The sequence below is a fragment of the Mesorhizobium sp. 43Arga genome (assembly GCF_053714255.1).
In genome coordinates this window covers 322,198-339,198 of record NZ_JBSKBO010000005.1, presented here as the reverse complement: position 1 = coordinate 339,198, position 17,001 = coordinate 322,198, and the positions used below count along the sequence as shown (strand labels likewise).

General features: G+C 64.0%; 14 protein-coding genes. 10 read left to right on the top strand and 4 right to left on the bottom strand.

Annotated features, from left to right (window positions below):
* The first annotated feature begins 49 nt into the window (after positions 1-49).
* From ACWGS8_RS19825 to ACWGS8_RS19815, 3 genes are all read left to right on the top strand, one after another.
* The gene (locus tag ACWGS8_RS19825; protein WP_010912979.1) at positions 50-970 is read left to right on the top strand and encodes a LysR family transcriptional regulator; all 921 of its coding nucleotides are present in this window, start codon (positions 50-52) and stop codon (positions 968-970) included.
* Between the two features lie 86 nt (positions 971-1,056).
* On the top strand, positions 1,057-2,076 hold the full coding sequence (locus tag ACWGS8_RS19820) for an LLM class flavin-dependent oxidoreductase (protein WP_454582503.1): 1,020 nt from the start codon (positions 1,057-1,059) through the stop codon (positions 2,074-2,076).
* Entirely contained in the window at positions 2,073-3,320 is a 1,248-nt protein-coding gene (locus ACWGS8_RS19815; protein ID WP_454582502.1) for an LLM class flavin-dependent oxidoreductase, read from the top strand. Before ACWGS8_RS19820 ends, ACWGS8_RS19815 begins: the two co-directional genes overlap by 4 nt.
* Positions 3,321-3,334: 14 nt before the next feature.
* Here ACWGS8_RS19815 and xdhC read toward each other — a convergent pair whose 3' ends face one another.
* From xdhC to uraH, 4 genes are all read right to left on the bottom strand, one after another.
* On the bottom strand, positions 3,335-4,336 hold the full coding sequence (gene xdhC / locus ACWGS8_RS19810; RefSeq protein WP_454582654.1) for a xanthine dehydrogenase accessory protein XdhC: 1,002 nt from the start codon (positions 4,334-4,336) through the stop codon (positions 3,335-3,337).
* A gap of 62 nt (positions 4,337-4,398) precedes the next feature.
* Entirely contained in the window at positions 4,399-6,744 is a 2,346-nt protein-coding gene (gene xdhB, locus ACWGS8_RS19805; protein ID WP_454582501.1) for a xanthine dehydrogenase molybdopterin binding subunit, read from the bottom strand.
* Entirely contained in the window at positions 6,744-8,225 is a 1,482-nt protein-coding gene (gene xdhA / locus ACWGS8_RS19800; RefSeq protein WP_454582500.1) for a xanthine dehydrogenase small subunit, read from the bottom strand. The genes xdhB and xdhA overlap by 1 nt, the downstream gene beginning before the upstream one ends.
* A 3-nt stretch (positions 8,226-8,228) precedes the next feature.
* Entirely contained in the window at positions 8,229-8,603 is a 375-nt protein-coding gene (uraH, locus tag ACWGS8_RS19795) for a hydroxyisourate hydrolase (RefSeq protein ID WP_454582499.1), read from the bottom strand.
* Positions 8,604-8,804: 201 nt separating this feature from the next.
* Here uraH and puuE point away from each other — a divergent pair, with 201 nt between their 5' ends.
* From puuE to ACWGS8_RS19760, 7 genes are all read left to right on the top strand, one after another.
* Positions 8,805-10,223, top strand: a complete 1,419-nt coding sequence (gene puuE / locus ACWGS8_RS19790; RefSeq protein ID WP_454582498.1) for an allantoinase PuuE — start codon at positions 8,805-8,807, stop codon at positions 10,221-10,223.
* A 10-nt stretch (positions 10,224-10,233) separates the two neighbouring features.
* Positions 10,234-11,097, top strand: coding sequence for a bifunctional allantoicase/(S)-ureidoglycine aminohydrolase (locus tag ACWGS8_RS19785; protein WP_454582497.1), 864 nt, complete (start codon positions 10,234-10,236; stop codon positions 11,095-11,097).
* The gene (locus tag ACWGS8_RS19780; RefSeq protein ID WP_454582496.1) at positions 11,094-11,585 is read left to right on the top strand and encodes an ureidoglycolate lyase; all 492 of its coding nucleotides are present in this window, start codon (positions 11,094-11,096) and stop codon (positions 11,583-11,585) included. The genes ACWGS8_RS19785 and ACWGS8_RS19780 overlap by 4 nt, the downstream gene beginning before the upstream one ends.
* 15 nt (positions 11,586-11,600) lie before the next feature.
* The gene (locus ACWGS8_RS19775; RefSeq protein ID WP_454582495.1) at positions 11,601-12,194 is read left to right on the top strand and encodes a nucleoside deaminase; all 594 of its coding nucleotides are present in this window, start codon (positions 11,601-11,603) and stop codon (positions 12,192-12,194) included.
* 96 nt (positions 12,195-12,290) lie between these two features.
* The gene (locus tag ACWGS8_RS19770) at positions 12,291-14,276 is read left to right on the top strand and encodes a CocE/NonD family hydrolase (RefSeq protein WP_454582494.1); all 1,986 of its coding nucleotides are present in this window, start codon (positions 12,291-12,293) and stop codon (positions 14,274-14,276) included.
* A 154-nt stretch (positions 14,277-14,430) separates the two neighbouring features.
* Positions 14,431-16,017, top strand: a complete 1,587-nt coding sequence (locus tag ACWGS8_RS19765) for an ABC transporter substrate-binding protein (RefSeq protein WP_454582493.1) — start codon at positions 14,431-14,433, stop codon at positions 16,015-16,017.
* A 16-nt stretch (positions 16,018-16,033) separates the two neighbouring features.
* The gene (locus ACWGS8_RS19760; RefSeq protein ID WP_454582492.1) at positions 16,034-16,993 is read left to right on the top strand and encodes an ABC transporter permease; all 960 of its coding nucleotides are present in this window, start codon (positions 16,034-16,036) and stop codon (positions 16,991-16,993) included.
* Positions 16,994-17,001: the final 8 nt, after the last annotated feature.

Below are 17,001 nucleotides of genomic sequence, written 5' to 3'. Positions count from 1 at the left end.
AAATGGAAAATACTAGGTTTGTCGCCGAAAACCGGCGAAGGTGCCCCGCATGGCCTATCTCGACAACATCGCCGTCTTCGTCCGCGTCGTCGAACTCGGCAATCTGTCGGCGGCCGGCCGCGACATGCGCATTTCGCCGGCGGTCGCCTCCAACCGCATCAAGGAACTGGAGAAGCATCTGGGCGTGCGGCTGTTCAACCGCACGACGCGGCAATTGATGCCGACCGAGCACGGCACGGTTTTCTACTCGGGCGCCAAGCAGGTGCTGGAGGCGATCACCGAAGCGGAAGCGGCGGTATCAGCACTTTCCGGCCAGCCACGCGGCACGATCCGCGTGACCGCACCCCTAGGCCTTGGCCGTCGGCTGGTGGCTTCCGGTATTCCCGATTTCCACGACAAATATCCTGATATTGAGGTCCGGCTGAGGCTCTCGGACCACAATGTCGATATTATGAAGGAAGGCATCGATGTCGCCTTCCGGCTCGGCATCATCGAGGATTCCAGCCTCAGGATGCGCGGCATCATGGAATGCGAGCGGGTGCTCGTGGCGGCGCCGAAATATCTGGAGGCGCGCGGCGAACCGGCCGAGCCGCAGGAGCTGATCGGCAAGAAACACGACTGCCTGATGCTGCGCTATTCCGGTGCGCGCGAATATGTCTGGACCTTGCAGACCCCGACCGGGCCGCAGAAATTCGAGGTGCACGGACCCTACGACACCGACGATGGCGATGTGCTGACCGGCTGGGCGCTGTCGGGGCGCGGCATCATCAACAAGCCGCGCTTCGAGGTCGAACCGTTCATCCGCGACCGGCGGCTGCAGGTGATCCTGGCCAACACGCCGCCGACGCCGGTGCAGTTCGCCGCCGTCTATCCGCACAAAAAGCTGCAGGACCCCAAGGTGCGGCTTTTGCTCGACTTCATGGCGGAGCGCTGCCAGCGGCTGATCAAGGATATCCTGGCCGGCAAGTGAGCGGCGATTGGCCCAGTGCCAGCGGTTGCCATCCCTGGATGTGGCGAACATAGTCCGGTTTCCATTTCGTCTCGCGGGAACCATCGATGGACAACGGCGCCACAATGCATCTTGCCGTTTCGCTGTTGCCGGGAGCCGCCGACACACCGCCTGGGGAAGAGCCGGAATTCAGCCGTCTTGCTGGTCTTGTGCAACGAGCCGAAGCGGCCGGGATAGACATGGTGCTGCTTGCCGATTCCGCGCCCGCTTCGAGCCGCGACGCCGTAACCGGTCCCGTGCCCTTCGAAGCGACCACCTTATTAGCCGCACTGGCGACGGTGACGAGCAGAATCGGCCTCGTCGCCGCAGCCTCGACGGTTGCCCACCAGCCCTACAATCTGGCGCGCCGCTTTGCTTCGCTCGACATCATCAGCCATGGCCGCGCCGGCTGGAATGCGACGATGGCGCAGGGCTCCCGCGAAGCCGCCAATTTCAGCCGGCCTGAAGGATTTTCCGACACGGACTTTCGTCACCGGGCCGAGGAGTATATCGGCATCGTTCAAGGCCTGTGGCAGGGCTGGGATGTCGACGCGTTGCTGTTCGACAAGACCGGCGGCCGCTTCCATGATCCTGAGAAAATGCATCTGCTCGACCACAAGGGCGAGTTCTTTTCGGTACGTGGACCATTGAACGTCGCACGCTCGCCGCAGGATGCGCCGGTGCTGGTGCTGTCTGGCCTGTCCGAGCCTGATCTGGATATTGCTGCCCGCAGCGCCGATGTCATTTTGCTGGAGAGCGGGTCGGCCGAGAGCGCGAAAATACGCTTTGATGATCTGAAGCATCGCGCCACGGCCGCTGGGCGCGATCCGGACGCTGTGAGGGTGCTGACGAGTATCTCGTTCGCCCCCGATGAAGGGCCGGCCGCTGTCGCCGACAGGTTGGAAATTCAATTCCGGGCAAAAAGCTGCGACGGATTCAATATTCAATTGCCGCTGCAACCCTCCGCGCTCGACGAGTTCGCCGATCATATTCTGCCGGCGTTGCGGCGGCGCGGCCTTGTTCGAGAGGGCTATCGCGAGGCGACGTTGCGCTCGCATCTTGGGCTTGCCGGCGGTGGTGACCAATGACCGCGCAGATGAAGCTCGGCGCCTTCCTCTGGGCGACCGGTCATCATATCGCCGCCTGGCGCCATCCCAAGGCGCATGTGACGGCAGGCATCGACATCGACCATTACATCCAGCTGGCGCGCACGGCGGAGGCAGCGAAGTTCGACATGATCTTCTGCGAGGACGCCGCAGGCCTGCGCGAAGCCAATATCGGCATCGCCAGCCAGACGTCGCGGTCGATCGGGTTCGAGCCAATCAGCCTGCTTTCGGCGCTGGCCGTACAGACCAGCCGCATCGGCCTCGTTTCGACGGCTTCGACAAGCTACAACGAGCCTTACGGGCTGGCGCGAACTTTCCTGTCGCTCGACCATCTGAGCGGCGGCCGGGCCGGCTGGAACCTGGTCACCTCGGCCAGCCCTATCGAGGCCGCCAATTTCGGCTCGACGGGCCTCAAGCCGCATGCCGACCGCTACGAGCGGGCGCGCGAATTTGCCGAGGTGGTCACCGGCCTTTGGCAGGGCAAGGCGTCCGGCCATGACGGCCAGAGCTTTTCGGTTCGTGATCCGCTCGACCTACCGCGCTCGCCGCAGGGCGCGCCCGTCATGGTTCAGGCCGGCGCCTCGGATGTCGGCCGCGACCTTGCCGCCCGCACCGCCGATGTGGTGTTCACGGCGGCGCAGACTTTCGAGGAAGCCAAGGCCTTCTACGACGATCTGAAGGGACGCATGGCCGCCTATGGACGTGAGCCTGACGACATCAAGATCATGCCCGGCGTCTCACCGGTGGTGGCGGAAACCGAGGCCGAGGCCCGCGCGAAGCACGAGCAATTGCAGGAACTGATCCCGGACGATGTCGGCGTGGCGCTGCTGTCCAGCTATCTCAGCATCTCCGATCTGTGGCGCTATCCGATCGACGGGCCGCTGCCCGAACTGCCCGAGAGCGAGGGGATGAAAAGCCGGCAGGCGCTGGTCGTCGAGCAATCGCGCCGCGATGGCCTTTCCATCCGCCAGCTTGCCCGCCACTTCGCCGGCGCGCGCGGCCATTGGCGCATCGTCGGAACGGCGGCCCAGGTCGCCGACGAGCTGCAGGCGCGGTTCGAAGGCGGTGCCGCCGACGGCTTCAACGTCATGCCCGCATATTTCCCCGGCGAACTCGATGCCTTTGCCACACTGGTCGTGCCGGAACTGCAGCGGCGCGGCCTGTTTCGCCGGGACTATGAGGGGCGCACCTTGCGCGACCATCTGGGCCTGAAGCGGCCGGCCTGAGCCGCAGCGCAAGCTTAGCGAGCCATCACCCTGCGCTGCACCTGATGGCCGGCATTTGACGCAGCGGTGCGCACGACCAGCGCCGTCATGATCTCGGCGGCAGCAAGCGCCGCGATGACTGGTGGGCGCTTGTCCTTGACGGCGTCGCCGCCGATCGGCGAGACGAGGCGCGCAAATTCCGCTTCCGTGCCTTCAGCCGATTTCAGGAACCAGTTCCTGAACGTCGTCTTCTTGGTCCTCGAGCCGATCATGCCGACATAGGCCGCGTCGTTGCGTTTCAAGGCTTCGGCAACGATCAGGAAATCCAGCGCATGGTCATGGGTGAGGATGGCAAAGGCAGTGCCGGCGGGCGCATTGCGCACCTCGGCCTCGGGCATCGGCGTCAACCGCGTCTCGACGGTTTCCGGCATGCCGTCCAGCGCCTCGGCCCGCGTTTCGATGACGACGCCGTGCACCGGCAGAAGAGCGATTGCCGATGCCAGAGCCTGGCCGACATGGCCGCCACCGAAGATGTAGACATGCGGCAGATGCGCATCTTCGGCTTCCGCCGCCGCGACCAACTGGCTGGCGAGATCGATATCGACGAGCCGGATCAAGACTTCGACGCGCCCGCCGCAGCATTGGCCAATCTCCGGTCCGAGCGGAATGTCTAGGGTAGCGCAGATTTCGTCGACGTCGATGAGGGCTTCCTTACCCTCCCCCTTGCGGGGAGGGTCGGACGACGCAGTCGGCCGGGGCGGGGGACCTTCGAACGCCGCATCCCCACCCCAACCGGCTTTGCCGGCCGACCCTCCCCATAAGGAGGAGGGTGAAGACGCCACCATCTGCCGCGCCTTGTCGATCGCCATATATTCGAGCTGGCCGCCGCCGATTGTGCCGAAAATCGCCTCCCGCGAGACGAGCATGAAGGCGCCCTTCTCGCGCGGCGTCGAGCCCTTGGTGCCGGCCACTTCGACCAAGGCGATGCGACCTTGGCCAGCCAGGAAGTCTTTCAGGCTTTGCGCTTTCGAAGTCATCATTCGCATTCCCGTGCGGGAAACATAGGGTTTTTCGGCCTGAATTGCACGTTTTGCCGGATTCAGGCCTTCGCCTCGCCTTTTAGCCGCTCGATCGTCATCAGCACACGCTCGGGCGTTGCCGGAGCATCAAGGCGCGGACAGATCCTGTGGTCGGCGATGCTGGCCACCGCATCCGACAGCGCATGCAGCACGGACATGCCGAGCGGGAAGGGCGGCTCGCCGACCGCCTTGGAGCGGTGGATCGTCGGCTCGCCAGCTTCCGGCCAGTCGGCCAAAGTGACGTTGAAGATCTTCGGCCGGTCGGAAGCGAGCGGGATCTTGTAGGTCGACGGCGCGTGGGTGCGCAGCCGGCCCTTGTCGTCCCACCACAATTCCTCCGTCGTCAGCCAGCCCATGCCCTGGATGAAGCCGCCCTCGATCTGGCCGAGGTCGATGGCGCGGTTCAGCGAACGGCCGGTCTCGTGCAGGATATCGGTGCGCTCGACCACATATTCGCCGGTCAGCGTGTCGACCGAGACTTCCGAGCAGGAGGCGCCGTAGGCGAAATAGTAGAAAGGGCGGCCCTCGCCCTTGTCGCGGTTCCAGTGGATTTTCGGCGTCTTGTAGAAGCCCGCGGCCGAGAGCTGGATGCGCGCCATATAGGCCTGCTTGACGAGATCGGCGAAGGCGATCTCCTGATTGCCGATACGCACCCGGTTGGGCAGGAACAGCACCTGATCGTGCGGCACCTGGTATTTCTCGGCGGCGAAATCGGTCAGCCGGTCCTTGATCTGGCGAGCGCCGTTCTGTGCCGCCATCCCATTGAGGTCCGAACCGGACGATGCCGCGGTGGCCGAGGTGTTGGGCACCTTGCCGGTGGTGGTCGCGGTGATCTTCACCTGGTCGAGATCGATCTGGAATTCTTCCGCCACCACCTGCGCGACCTTGAGGTACAGCCCTTGCCCCATCTCGGTGCCGCCATGGTTCAGATGCACCGAACCATCGGTGTAGACATGCACCAGCGCGCCGGCCTGATTGTAGTGCGTGGCCGTGAAGGAAATGCCGAACTTGACCGGCGTGAGCGCCAGGCCGCGCTTGATGAAACGGCTGTTGGCGTTGAAGGCCGATATTTCGCGCCGCCGCCGCACATAGCTGGCGCTCTCCTCGAGTTCGGCGACGATGCGCTGGATGATGTTGTCCTCGACCGTCTGGTGGTAGGGCGTGATGTTGCGGTCGCTGGTGCCATAGAAATTCTTCTTGCGGATCTCGAGCGGATCCTTGCCGACCGCGAACGCCACCTCATCGATGACGCGCTCGGCGCCGACCATGCCTTGCGGGCCGCCGAAGCCCCTGAAGGCGGTGTTCGACACGGTGTTTGTGTAGAGCGGCGCCGATTGCGCGTGCACGGCCGGCCAGAAATAGGTGTTGTCGCAATGGAACAACGCACGATCCGTCACCGGGCCTGACAGGTCCGACGAGAAGCCGCAACGCGCGGCGAACATGAAATCGACACCGAGAATGTTGCCCTCGTCGTCGAAGCCGACTTCGTAGTCGACGAGGAAATCGTGACGCTTGCCGGTCGCGATCATGTCGTCATCGCGGTCGGGCCGGATCTTGACGGCGCGATGGTGTTTCTTGGCAGCGATGGCCGCGAGCGCGGCAAACTGGTTGCCCTGCGTTTCCTTGCCGCCGAAACCGCCGCCCATGCGGCGGATCTCCACCGTGACGGCATTGCTGGGTACGCCGAGCGCATGGCTCACCATGTGCTGGACTTCGCTCGGATGCTGGGTCGAGGAATAGATGGTGACGTCCTGATCCTCGCCGGGAACGGCCATGGCGATATGGCCTTCAAGATAGAAATGCTCCTGGCCGCCGACGCGCATCTTTCCCTTCAGCCGGCGCGGCGCCGCCTTGATCGCAGCGGCGGCATCGCCGCGCTTCAAGGTAAGCGGCGGCGTGACGAGCTTGTCCTTCCTCGGATCGAGTTCGCCGATGTCGGTGACGAAAGGCAATTGACTGTATTCGACCTTGGCCAGCCTGGTGGCGCGGCGTGCCTGTTCGCGGGTTTCGGCGATAACGCAGAAGATCGGCTGGCCGAAGAACTCGACCTTGCCGTCGGCGAGCACCGGCTCATCGTGCCGGCCGGTCGGCGAAATGTCATTCTCGCCCGGCACATCCTTTGCCGTGAGCACATCGACGACTCCGGAAGCAGCGCGCACCGCCGAAAGGTCCATGCGGGTGATGGTAGCGTGCGCGGCGGCCGAGAGCCCGAGGCAGCCATGCAGCGTGCCTGATGGTTCCGGCATGTCGTCGATGTAGACGGCGGTGCCGCTGACATGCTTGTGGGCGGAATCATGGCGCTGATCGGTGGCGACACCGCCGACGATCTTCTCGGCCTTGAGATTTGACGTGGCGTGCTTGTTCATCATGCCGCCTCGTTGCGGGACACCTGGAAGGGCGCCTTGGTGCCGGAGGTTTCGACGAAGAAGCGCAACAACAGGTTCTTGGCCGCCAGTGCCCGGTACTCGGCTGAGGCCCGCATGTCGGTAAGCGGGGTGAAATCCCCAGCGTATTGCGCCATCGCCGTCTCGACCGTCTCTTCGGTCCATGGCTTGCCGAGCAGCGCCTTTTCGACAAGAGACGCCCGCTTCGGGGTCGCCGCCATGCCGCCATAAGCGATGCGCACATCGGCGACCGTGCCGTCCATGGCCAGCGTCAGGAAGAAGGCGCCGAGGGCAGCGGTGATGTCCTCGTCCCGGCGCTTGGTGATCTTGTAGACGGCAAATTTCGCGCCCTTGGCCGGCACGGGCACGTGCACGGCCTCGACGAATTCGCCGGGCTGCCGGTCCTGCTTGCCATAGGCGATGAAGAAGGTTTCCAGCGGGATCGTGCGCCGCTTCTTGCCCTTGCGCAGCGTCAGGCGCGCGCCGAGCGCGATCAGCGGCGGCGGGGTGTCGCCGATCGGCGAGCCGTTGGCGATGTTGCCGCCGATGGTGCCCATGTTGCGCACCTGTTCGCCGCCGATGCGGTCGAACAGCGGCCCCAGCGCCGGAATGCGTTTCGACAGTGTCGAAAAGGCCTCGGTGTAGGTGACGCCGGCTCCGATCGAAATGACGCCCTTGTCTTCGGCGATGGTGCACAGCCCGTCGAGATTGCCGATGAAGACCGCCGGCGAGATGTCGCGCATATGTTTGGTCACCCACAGGCCGACATCGGTCGAGCCGGCAACGATGGTGGCGCCGGGTTCCTGGTCCAGGACAGTGGCGAAATCATCGACATTGGCCGGCACGATGAGCCGCGCCTTGGCCGAACCGATCTCGACCCGCGCGCCGTCCCGCAAGGCTTCCAGCCTCGCCGTGATCGCCTTGCGCTCCGCAGCAAGCGGATCCTTCGCGGCTCTGCCGTAGCTGGAGACGGCGTGCGCGGCGCGCATGATCGCCTCATAGCCCGTGCAGCGGCAGAGATTGCCCTGCAGCGCCTTTTCAATCGCCGCGTTCGAGGGATCCGGCGACTTCATCCACAGACCATAGAGCGACATAACGAAGCCCGGCGTGCAGAAGCCGCATTGCGAGCCGTGGAAATCGACCATCGCCTGCTGGACGGGATGCAACTGGCCGGGCTGACCACGCAAATGTTCCACCGTCACGACATGCGCGCCGTCCAGCGAACCGAGGAAGCGGATACAGGCATTGACGCTTTCATAGACCAGCCCGCCGGCCGAAAGCCTGCCGACCAGCACGGTGCAGGCGCCGCAATCGCCCTCGGCGCAGCCTTCCTTGGTGCCGCGCAGCGAACGGTCGAGCCGCAGCCAGTCGAGCAGGGTCGCGTCTGGCGCCACGGAGGACAGCACGACATCCCTGCCATTGAGGATGAAGCGGATCTCGTTGCGGATAGTGACCTTGGCCATGCCTCAGCTCCCCCTGTAGGTCGAATAGCCATAGGGCGAGATCAGCAATGGCACGTGATAATGCACCGCCTCCGCCATGCCGAAACGGATCGGCACGCTGTCAAGGAAGGCAGGCTCGGGCAGTTTTGCGCCCTGGTCGCGCAGATAGTCACCAGCCGCGAACACCAGTTCATATTCGCCGGCGCGGAACTCGGCGCCCGCCAGCAGCGGCGCGTCGCAACGGCCGTCGATATTGGTCGCGACCGTCTTCAGATGCGTCCTGGCCGAACCGTCGAGACGATAGAGCGCGATCGACAACCCGGCCGCCGGCTTGCCGGTCGCGGTGTCGAGGACATGCGTCGTCAGACGTCCGCCATCGGCTCTCGACGTTTCTGCCACTGGCGCCTCCCATTTCCAATATGAACGAACTGGCCCGATACAGTCGAACAAAGCAATGAATTGTGCGCCAATTAAAGGCGATGCATAAGTCCCGGTCGAGCGGAGCGGCACAAAAACACTTTCAAAAATTTCAAGGGAATGCGGCGGCAACCCTTTCGACTATCCTGATCACAACTTCGGCGGCGTCCGGCAGGAGGGGCAATGCGTTACGAAAGAGACATGCGCGGCTACGGAGCCAATCCACCGGATCCGGCATGGCCCGGCGGGGCGCATGTCGCCGTGCAGTTCGTCGTCAATTACGAAGAGGGCGGCGAGAATTGCGTGCTGCACGGCGACAAGGCTTCGGAAGCCTTCCTGTCGGAGATCGTCGGCGCCGCACCCTGGGTGGGCCAGCGCCACTGGAACATGGAATCGATCTACGAATATGGCGCGCGGGCCGGCTTCTGGCGGCTGCTGCGCCTGTTCAGCGAATCGCAAGTCCCGGTAACCTGCTACGGCGTCGCCACAGCACTCGCCCGCTCGCCCGACCAGGTCGCGGCCATGCAGGACGCCGGGTGGGAGATCGCATCGCATGGGTTGCGATGGATCGACTACCGCGACCACAGCGCCGAAGACGAGCGCCGCGACCTCGAAGCGGCGATCAAGCTGCACTACGAGGTGACGGGCCAGCGCCCGACCGGCTGGTATACGGGCCGCACCTCGGTCAACACGGTGCGGCTGGTGGCCGAAGAAGGCGGCTTCGACTACGTCTCCGACACCTATGACGACGAACTGCCCTACTGGTTCGAGCACAGTGGCGGCACGCAGCTCATCATCCCCTATACGCTCGACGCCAACGACATGCGCTTCGCCACGCCGCAGGGCTTCAATTCAGGCGACCAGTTCTTCGCCTATCTCAAGGATAGTTTCGACACGCTCTATGCCGAGGGCCAGGCCGGGCGGCCGCGCATGATGAACATCGGCCTGCATTGCCGCCTCGTCGGGCGGCCGGGCCGGGTGGCGGCGCTGAAGCGCTTCGTCGACTATGTCCGATCGCATGACAAGGTCTGGCTGGCGCGGCGCATCGACATCGCCAAGCACTGGCAGGAGAACCATCCCTACAAGCCGGCGGCGCTGCGCCCGTCGAAGATGGAATTCGAAACTTTCGTCCACACTTTCGGCGGCGTGTTCGAGCATTCGCCCTGGATTGCCGAACGCGCCTACGAGCTGGAGCTGGGCCCGGCGCACGATACGGCGGGCGGGCTCCACAATGCGCTTTGCCGCATCTTTCGCGCCGCCAGCGAGAGCGAGCGGCTGGGCGTGCTCAACGCCCATCCCGACCTTGCCGGCAAGCTGGCCAAGGCCAGGCGGCTGACGGCGGAATCGACCAGGGAGCAAGCCTCCGCCGGCCTCGACGCGCTGACCGACAAGGAACGCGAACTGTTCTCCAAGCTCAACGCCGCCTACGTCACCACCTTCGGTTTCCCCTTCATCATTGCGGTGAAGGGCAAGACCAAGGAGGAGATCCTGGCGGAATTCGAGGCGCGCATCGGCAACAGCCGCGGCGTCGAATTCGAGACCGCCTGCAAACAGGTCGAGCGCATCGCGCTGCTCCGCCTCAGAGACATGCTACCGCAATAGGTTTGAACCCATGGATACGATCAGGATGCCAGAGCGCACCTACTACGCACCACATGGCGGCCATCCCGGCCAATCTGAATTGCTGACAGGCCGCGCCGTCTTCACCGAGGCCTATGCCGTCATCCCCAAAGGCGTGATGCAGGACATCGTCACCAGCGCCTTGCCGTTCTGGGACAAGACCCGCGTCTGGATCCTGTCGCGGCCGCTGTCCGGTTTTGCCGAGACGTTCTCGCAATACATTGTCGAGGTGGAGCCCGGCGGCGGCAGCGACCGGCCGGAGCCCGATACCAGCGCCGAAGGCGCCCTGTTCGTGGTCGAGGGCGAGCTGACCGTTCTGCTTTCCGGCAAGAAGCATGTGTTGCGGCCCGGCGGCTTTGCCTTCCTGCCGCCGGCCAGCGGCTGGACGGTTCGCAACGAGGCCAAGGCGGCAGTCCGCTTCCACTGGATTCGCAAGGCTTACGAAGTGGTTGACGGCCTCGACATTCCGGAAGCCTTCTTCACCAACGAGCAGGATATCGCGCCAACGCCGATGCCGGGCACCGAAGGCCGCTGGGCAACGACACGCTTCGTCGATCCCGCCGATCTGCGCCACGACATGCACATGACCATCGTCACGCTCGAGCCGGGCGCGGTCATTCCCTTCGCCGAGACGCATGTGATGGAACACGGGCTCTATGTGCTGGAAGGCAAGGCGGTCTACCGCCTCAACCAGGACTGGGTCGAGGTCGAGGCCGGCGACTATATGTGGCTGCGCGCCTTCTGCCCGCAGGCCTGCTATGCCGGCGGCCCCGGCAAATTCCGCTATTTGCTCTACAAGGACGTCAACCGGCACGCCAAGCTCGGCGGGGCTGGCATTGGCGGCCGCGCGCGGTGACCCGCGTCGTCGCGCGGCCGCTGACCCGGGAGACCTTTGCCCCCTTCGGCGATGTCATCGACATGGGTGGCGACAACCACTACCCGATCAATGGCGGCAAGGCCGAACGCTACCACGGCCTCGCTACCGCAGAGGCCGCGGGGCCGAACGCTCGCGTGCTGATCTCGATGGTGCGCGGCACGCCCTATGAGCTGCCGCTGAAACTGACCATGGTCGAGCGCCACCCCTTCGGCAGCCAGGCCTTCATTCCGCTGTCGCCGCGCCCGTTCCTGGTCGTCGTCTGCCATGACGGCAAGGAAGGGCCGGGCGAGCCGAACGCCTTCATCACCGCACCCGGACAAGGCATCAACTATTCCCGCAATCTCTGGCACGGTGTGCTGACGCCGCTCGGCGAGCCCCAGGATTTCCTGATTGTCGACCGTGGCGGCGACGGCTCCAATCTCGAAGAGTTTCATTTCTCGCATGCCTACGAGATCCATCTCCCCTGAAAGCTTTTGATCCCCATGACCGATATATCGCTGATCGACCGCCTGCTCGATGTGATCGAGCACGACATCGTGCCGAAGACGGCGGAAGGCGTCGCCCACGGCAACAAGCTGTTCGGCGCGGCGATCCTGCGTAAGGACGACCGTTCGCTGGTGCTGGCCGAGACCAACAACGAGATCGAAAACCCGCTCTGGCATGGCGAGGTGCATTGCCTGAAACGGTTCTACGAAATGCCAAGGGCCGAGCGCGTCGACACCAAGGACGCGCTGTTCGTCGCCACGCATGAGCCCTGCTCGCTCTGCCTGTCGGCGATCACCTGGACCGGCTTCGACAATTTCTACTATCTCTTCAGCCACGAGGATTCGCGCGACAGTTTTGCCATCCCGCACGACCTGAAAATCCTGAAAGAGGTCTTTACCCTCGACCCCGGCGGCTACAACGCCGAGAATGCCTATTGGAAGAGTTTTTCGATCCGCAGGATGGTGCGCGCGCTGCCCGAGGCCGAACGCCAGCGCCTGGAGACGCGCATCGGCAAGATTTCGGCACGCTACGACGAGCTGTCCGACGCCTACCAGGCGAGCAAGGGCGACAACGACATCCCGCTGAATTGAGCGTGTGCGGCAGGTAGCGGCACAGGTCGCATAATTCGCTGCTCCAGTCGCGAATGGCGATTGAAAGTTGCGGCGCCGCGGGGCGTTATGCGGGCCATGAAAACCGTCACCGAGTTTCCCCGCAAGGTCGTCGAATTCCCCGATATGGGCATCGTCATGCCGGATGGCTGCCGGCTGTCGGCGCGGGTTTGGATGCCGCAGGATGCCGGCGACGATCCGGTACCTGTCATCCTCGAGCACCTGCCCTACCGCAAGCGCGACGGCACCATCTTTCGCGATCAGCTGACGCATCCCTATTTCGCCGGGCACGGCTACGCCTCGATCCGCGTCGACATGCGCGGCAATGGCGATTCCGAAGGGCTGATGGACGACGAATATTCCGAGCAGGAATTGCAGGACGCCTGCGACGTGATCGCCTGGGCGGCGGCTCAACCCTGGTGCAACGGCAATGTCGGCATGATGGGGATCTCCTGGGGCGGCTTCAACTGCCTGCAGGTTGCGGCCAAAGAACCGCCGGCGCTGAAGGCGGTGATCAGCCTGTGCTCGACCGTCGACCGCTATGCCGACGACATCCACTACAAGGGCGGCTGCCTGCTGATCGAGAATTTCGGCTGGGCCTCGACGATGCTGTCCTATTCGTCACGGCCGCCGGACCCGCTGATCGCCGGCGACAACAGGTGGCGCGATCTGTGGCTGACCCGGCTGGAGAACCAGCCCTTCCTTTTGTCGCTGTGGCTCAGCCACCAGCACCGCGACGCCTATTGGAAGCGCGGCTCGATCTGCGAGGATTTTTCCGCCGTCAAGGCCGCCGTTCTGTCGATCGGCGGCTGGCATGACGGTTACCGCAACACGATCTCGCACCTCGTCAGCAACATCGAGGCGCCGGTCAAGGGCATTGTCGGCCCCTGGATCCACAAATACCCGCACTATGCCGGCCCCCAGCCGGCCATCGGCTTCCTGCAGGTGGCGCTGCGCTGGTGGGACCGCTGGCTGAAGGGCGTCGAGACGGGCGTCGAGGACGATCCCGCCTACCGCGCCTATGTGATGGACAGCGTGCGCCCGGCCCGCTGGCATCCCGAGCGGCCCGGCCGCTGGGTGGCGGAACAACAATGGCCGTCGCCCGCGATCAAGGTGCGTACCATCGATCTGCTCTCCAAGGGGAGCAAACCGGCCATCGTCGCCTCGCCGCAGAGTTGCGGCCTCGCCGGCGGCGAATATTTTCCATTCACCTTCGGCCCTGAATTGCCGGGCGACCAGCGTCCCGACGATGCATTGTCTGTCTGTTTCGACCAGCCGGAATTAACCGAGGCCATCGACATTGTCGGCGCGCCGGAAGTCGAGGTCACGTTCGCTTCCGATCGCCTGCAGGCCAACATCGCGGTGCGGCTCTGCGACGTCCATCCCGACGGCGCTTCCGAACTGATCTCCTATGGCGTGCTCAATTTGACGCATCGCGACTCGCACGAATTCCCGCGGGCCCTGGTGCCGGGCGAGACCGTGTCGGCGCGCGTCGTGCTCGATCAATGCGCCTATCGCGTGCCGGCCGGCCATCGCCTGCGCATCGCCGTGTCGAACGCCTATTGGCCCATGATCTGGCCCTCGCCGGAGCCGGTCCGCCTGACCTTGTCGGCAGCGACACTTGCCTTGCCGTTGCGGCCGCTGGCAAAAGGCAACGAAGCGACGTTCGCCGAACCGGAAGGCGCTACGCCCTGGGCGACCGAGACGATCCGTGCAGCCAATTCCGAGCGCCATGTCGATCGCGACGAAAAGACCGGGATCGTCACGCTTTCCATAGCGGATGATTTCGGCGCGGTGCGCGATCTCGAGCACGGCCTGGTCAATGGCAGCATCGCCCGCGAAACATGGACGATCCATCCTGACGATCCATTGTCGGCCTCGGGGAAAACACACTGGACGCAGACACTGTCGCGAAATGGATGGTCGGTGCGAACCGAGACATGGGCCGAGATGCGATCAGACGCACAAAACTTTATCGTCAGCGCCAGAATCGAGGCCTATGAGGGCGAAAAAATCGTGTTCGAGCGCAATTTCGAGGAAAAGATTCCACGCGCGCTTGTTTGAGCGCTGACACCCTTGGTCCAAATACGACGTACGATTTACGCCACGGCATGTCGCATTCGGTCTTGCTTACCGGTTTCCGTTACGGTCATTATTCCCCTCACAAGAAGCAAGAAAGTCGACCGCAGAGTCGAACCAACAGAGTGAGGAACTTAAAATGTCGAACGAACTGGAATTCCTGAGCCGACGCGTTGCTGCAGGCAAGCTGAGCCGTCGTGATTTTCTCGGTCGGGCGGCAGCGCTCGGCATCGCCGCACCCTTCGCCAATTCGCTGCTTTCAAGCGCGGCGCGCGCGGCAGGCCCGGTCAAGGGCGGCACGCTGAAGGCCGGCCTGGTCGGCGGTGAATCCACCAACAGCCTCGATCCGGCGCTGATGATGACGCAGGTGCCGTTCGCCTTTGGCAAGTGCTGGGGCGAAATGATCGTCGAGCTGTCGCCGGACGGCAAGCTCGAGAACCGCATCGCCGAAGAGATCGGCTCTTCCGACGATGCAAAGACCTGGACCCTGAAGATCCGCGACGGGGTCGAGTTCCACAACGGCAAGACCGTGACCGCCGAGGATGTGGCCGCCACGCTGGAGCGCCACTCGGACGAGAAGTCGAAGTCTGGCGCGCTCGGCTACATGAAGGGCATCGCGACCATCAAGGCGAGCGGCAAGGAAGTGGTGCTGACGCTGAAGGAGCCCAATGCCGACCTTCCCTATCTGCTCAGCGACTACCACCTGATCGTCCAGCCCAATGGCGGCAAGGACAAGCCCGATGCCGGCATTTCGGCCGGCCCGTATGTGGTCAAGACCAACGAGCCCGGCGTGCGCCATGGCGGCGAGCGTTTCGCCAATTACTGGCAGGGCGACAAGATGGGCCATGCCGACCAGATCGAGGTTGTCGTCATCAATGACGCGACGGCGCGCACGGCGGCCCTGCAGGGCGGCCAGGTCAACATGATCAACCGCGTCGAGCCGAAGATCGTCGACCTTATCAAGCGCGTGCCGGGCGTCACCATCCGCAACCATGCAGGCCCCGGCCATTACGTGTTCATCATGCATTGCAACACGGCGCCGTTCGACAACAACGACCTCAGGATGGCGCTGAAGCTGGCCATCGACCGCGAGGAGATGCTGAAGAAGGTGCTGCGCGGCTATGGCTCGCTCGGCAACGACTTCCCGATCAATGCGTCCTATCCGCTGTTCACCGAGATCGAGCAGCGCAAGTACGATCCGGACAAGGCCAAGTTCCACTTCAAGAAGTCTGGCCATGACGGCTCGATCCTGCTCCGCACCTCGGACGTCGCCTTCCCCGGCGCCGTCGATGCCGCGCAGCTCTATCAGCAGAGCGCGGCCAAGGCCGGCATCAAGCTGGAGATCAAGCGCGAGCCGGGCGACGGCTACTGGAACGAGGTCTGGAACAAGCAGCCCTTCTGCGCCTCTTACTGGGGCGGCCGCTCGACCCAGGACCAGATGTACTCGACCGCCTATCTGTCGACGGCCGACTGGAACGACACGCGCTTCAAGCGCCCGGACTTCGACAAGATGGTGCTGGCGGCGCGCGCCGAACTCGACGAAGCCAAGCGCAAGCAGATGTACCACGACATGGCCGTCATGGTGCGCGACGAAGGCGGCCTGATCCTGCCGATGTTCAACCAGTTCATCGACGCGACCGGCGCCAAGGTCGATGGCTGGGTGGACGATCCGCACCAGGAACTGATGAACGGCTACGCCCTGGCGAAGTGCTGGCTGCAGGCCTGAGTCCGGCTTTGCGGAGATGTCGTCACCCATCCTGAAGCTAATTGCCCAGCGCATCGCGCTGGGCATCCTCCTTTTGCTGGCCATTTCGGTCCTGATCTTCGCCGGCACGCAAATCCTGCCCGGCGACGTCGCCCAAGCCATTCTGGGACAATCGGCGACACCGGAGTCGCTCGCCAATCTGCGCGAACAGCTCGGCCTCAACGATCCGGCCTATGTCAGGTATTTCCACTGGCTCGGCGGCGTGCTGACCGGCGACCTCGGCACCGCCATGTCGAGTGGCCAGGATATCGCCACCTCGATCAAGGGCCGGCTGTGGAACACGCTGTTCCTCGCCTTCTGGGCGGCGATCGTGGCCGTGCCGCTGGCGATCATCCTTGGCCTGATCGCCGTGCGCTACCGCAATGGCTGGGTCGACAAGCTGATCTCCGGGCTGGCGCTCGCCTCGACCTCGTTCCCGGAATTCTTCATCGGCTATCTGCTGGTCTATTTCTTCGCGGTGCATTGGCAAATCTTCCCCGCCATCTCGACCGTCTATGACGGCATGCCCTTTGGCGAGCGGATGCAGGCCATCGCGCTGCCGGCGACGGCGCTGACGCTGGTGGTGCTGGCCCACATGATGCGCATGACGCGTGCCGCGATCCTCAACGTCATGCAGTCGGCCTATGTCGAGACGGCGGAGCTCAAGGGGCTCTCGGCCTTCGCCGTCATCCGCAAACACGCCTTCCCGAACGCCATCGCGCCGATCATCAACGTCGTCATGCTCAACCTCGCCTATCTCATCGTCGGCGTCGTGGTCGTCGAGGTGATCTTCGTCTATCCCGGCATGGGGCAATATCTGGTCGACCACGTCACCAAGCGCGACGTGCCCGTGGTGCAGGCGGTCGGCCTGATCTTCGCCGCCGTCTATATCAGCCTCAACATCATCGCGGACATTGCGGCGATCGTCGCCAATCCGCGTCTCAGACACCCAAAGTGAGGGGGCGG

Bases quoted from the DNA above. Each gene is read 5' to 3' on its own strand.
- ACWGS8_RS19825 (WP_010912979.1), top strand. From the start codon at position 50: ATGGCCTATCTCGACAACATCGCCGTCTTCGTCCGCGTCGTCGAACTC.
- ACWGS8_RS19785 (WP_454582497.1), top strand. From the start codon at position 10,234: ATGGATACGATCAGGATGCCAGAGCGCACCTACTACGCACCACATGGC.
- ACWGS8_RS19760 (WP_454582492.1), top strand. From the start codon at position 16,034: ATGTCGTCACCCATCCTGAAGCTAATTGCCCAGCGCATCGCGCTGGGC.
- ACWGS8_RS19765 (WP_454582493.1), top strand. From the start codon at position 14,431: ATGTCGAACGAACTGGAATTCCTGAGCCGACGCGTTGCTGCAGGCAAG.
- xdhB (WP_454582501.1), bottom strand. From the start codon at position 6,744: ATGAACAAGCACGCCACGTCAAATCTCAAGGCCGAGAAGATCGTCGGC.
- xdhC (WP_454582654.1), bottom strand. From the start codon at position 4,336: ATGACTTCGAAAGCGCAAAGCCTGAAAGACTTCCTGGCTGGCCAAGGT.
- ACWGS8_RS19820 (WP_454582503.1), top strand. From the start codon at position 1,057: ATGGACAACGGCGCCACAATGCATCTTGCCGTTTCGCTGTTGCCGGGA.
- ACWGS8_RS19815 (WP_454582502.1), top strand. From the start codon at position 2,073: ATGACCGCGCAGATGAAGCTCGGCGCCTTCCTCTGGGCGACCGGTCAT.
- ACWGS8_RS19775 (WP_454582495.1), top strand. From the start codon at position 11,601: ATGACCGATATATCGCTGATCGACCGCCTGCTCGATGTGATCGAGCAC.
- xdhA (WP_454582500.1), bottom strand. From the start codon at position 8,225: ATGGCCAAGGTCACTATCCGCAACGAGATCCGCTTCATCCTCAATGGC.
- puuE (WP_454582498.1), top strand. From the start codon at position 8,805: ATGCGTTACGAAAGAGACATGCGCGGCTACGGAGCCAATCCACCGGAT.
- ACWGS8_RS19770 (WP_454582494.1), top strand. From the start codon at position 12,291: ATGAAAACCGTCACCGAGTTTCCCCGCAAGGTCGTCGAATTCCCCGAT.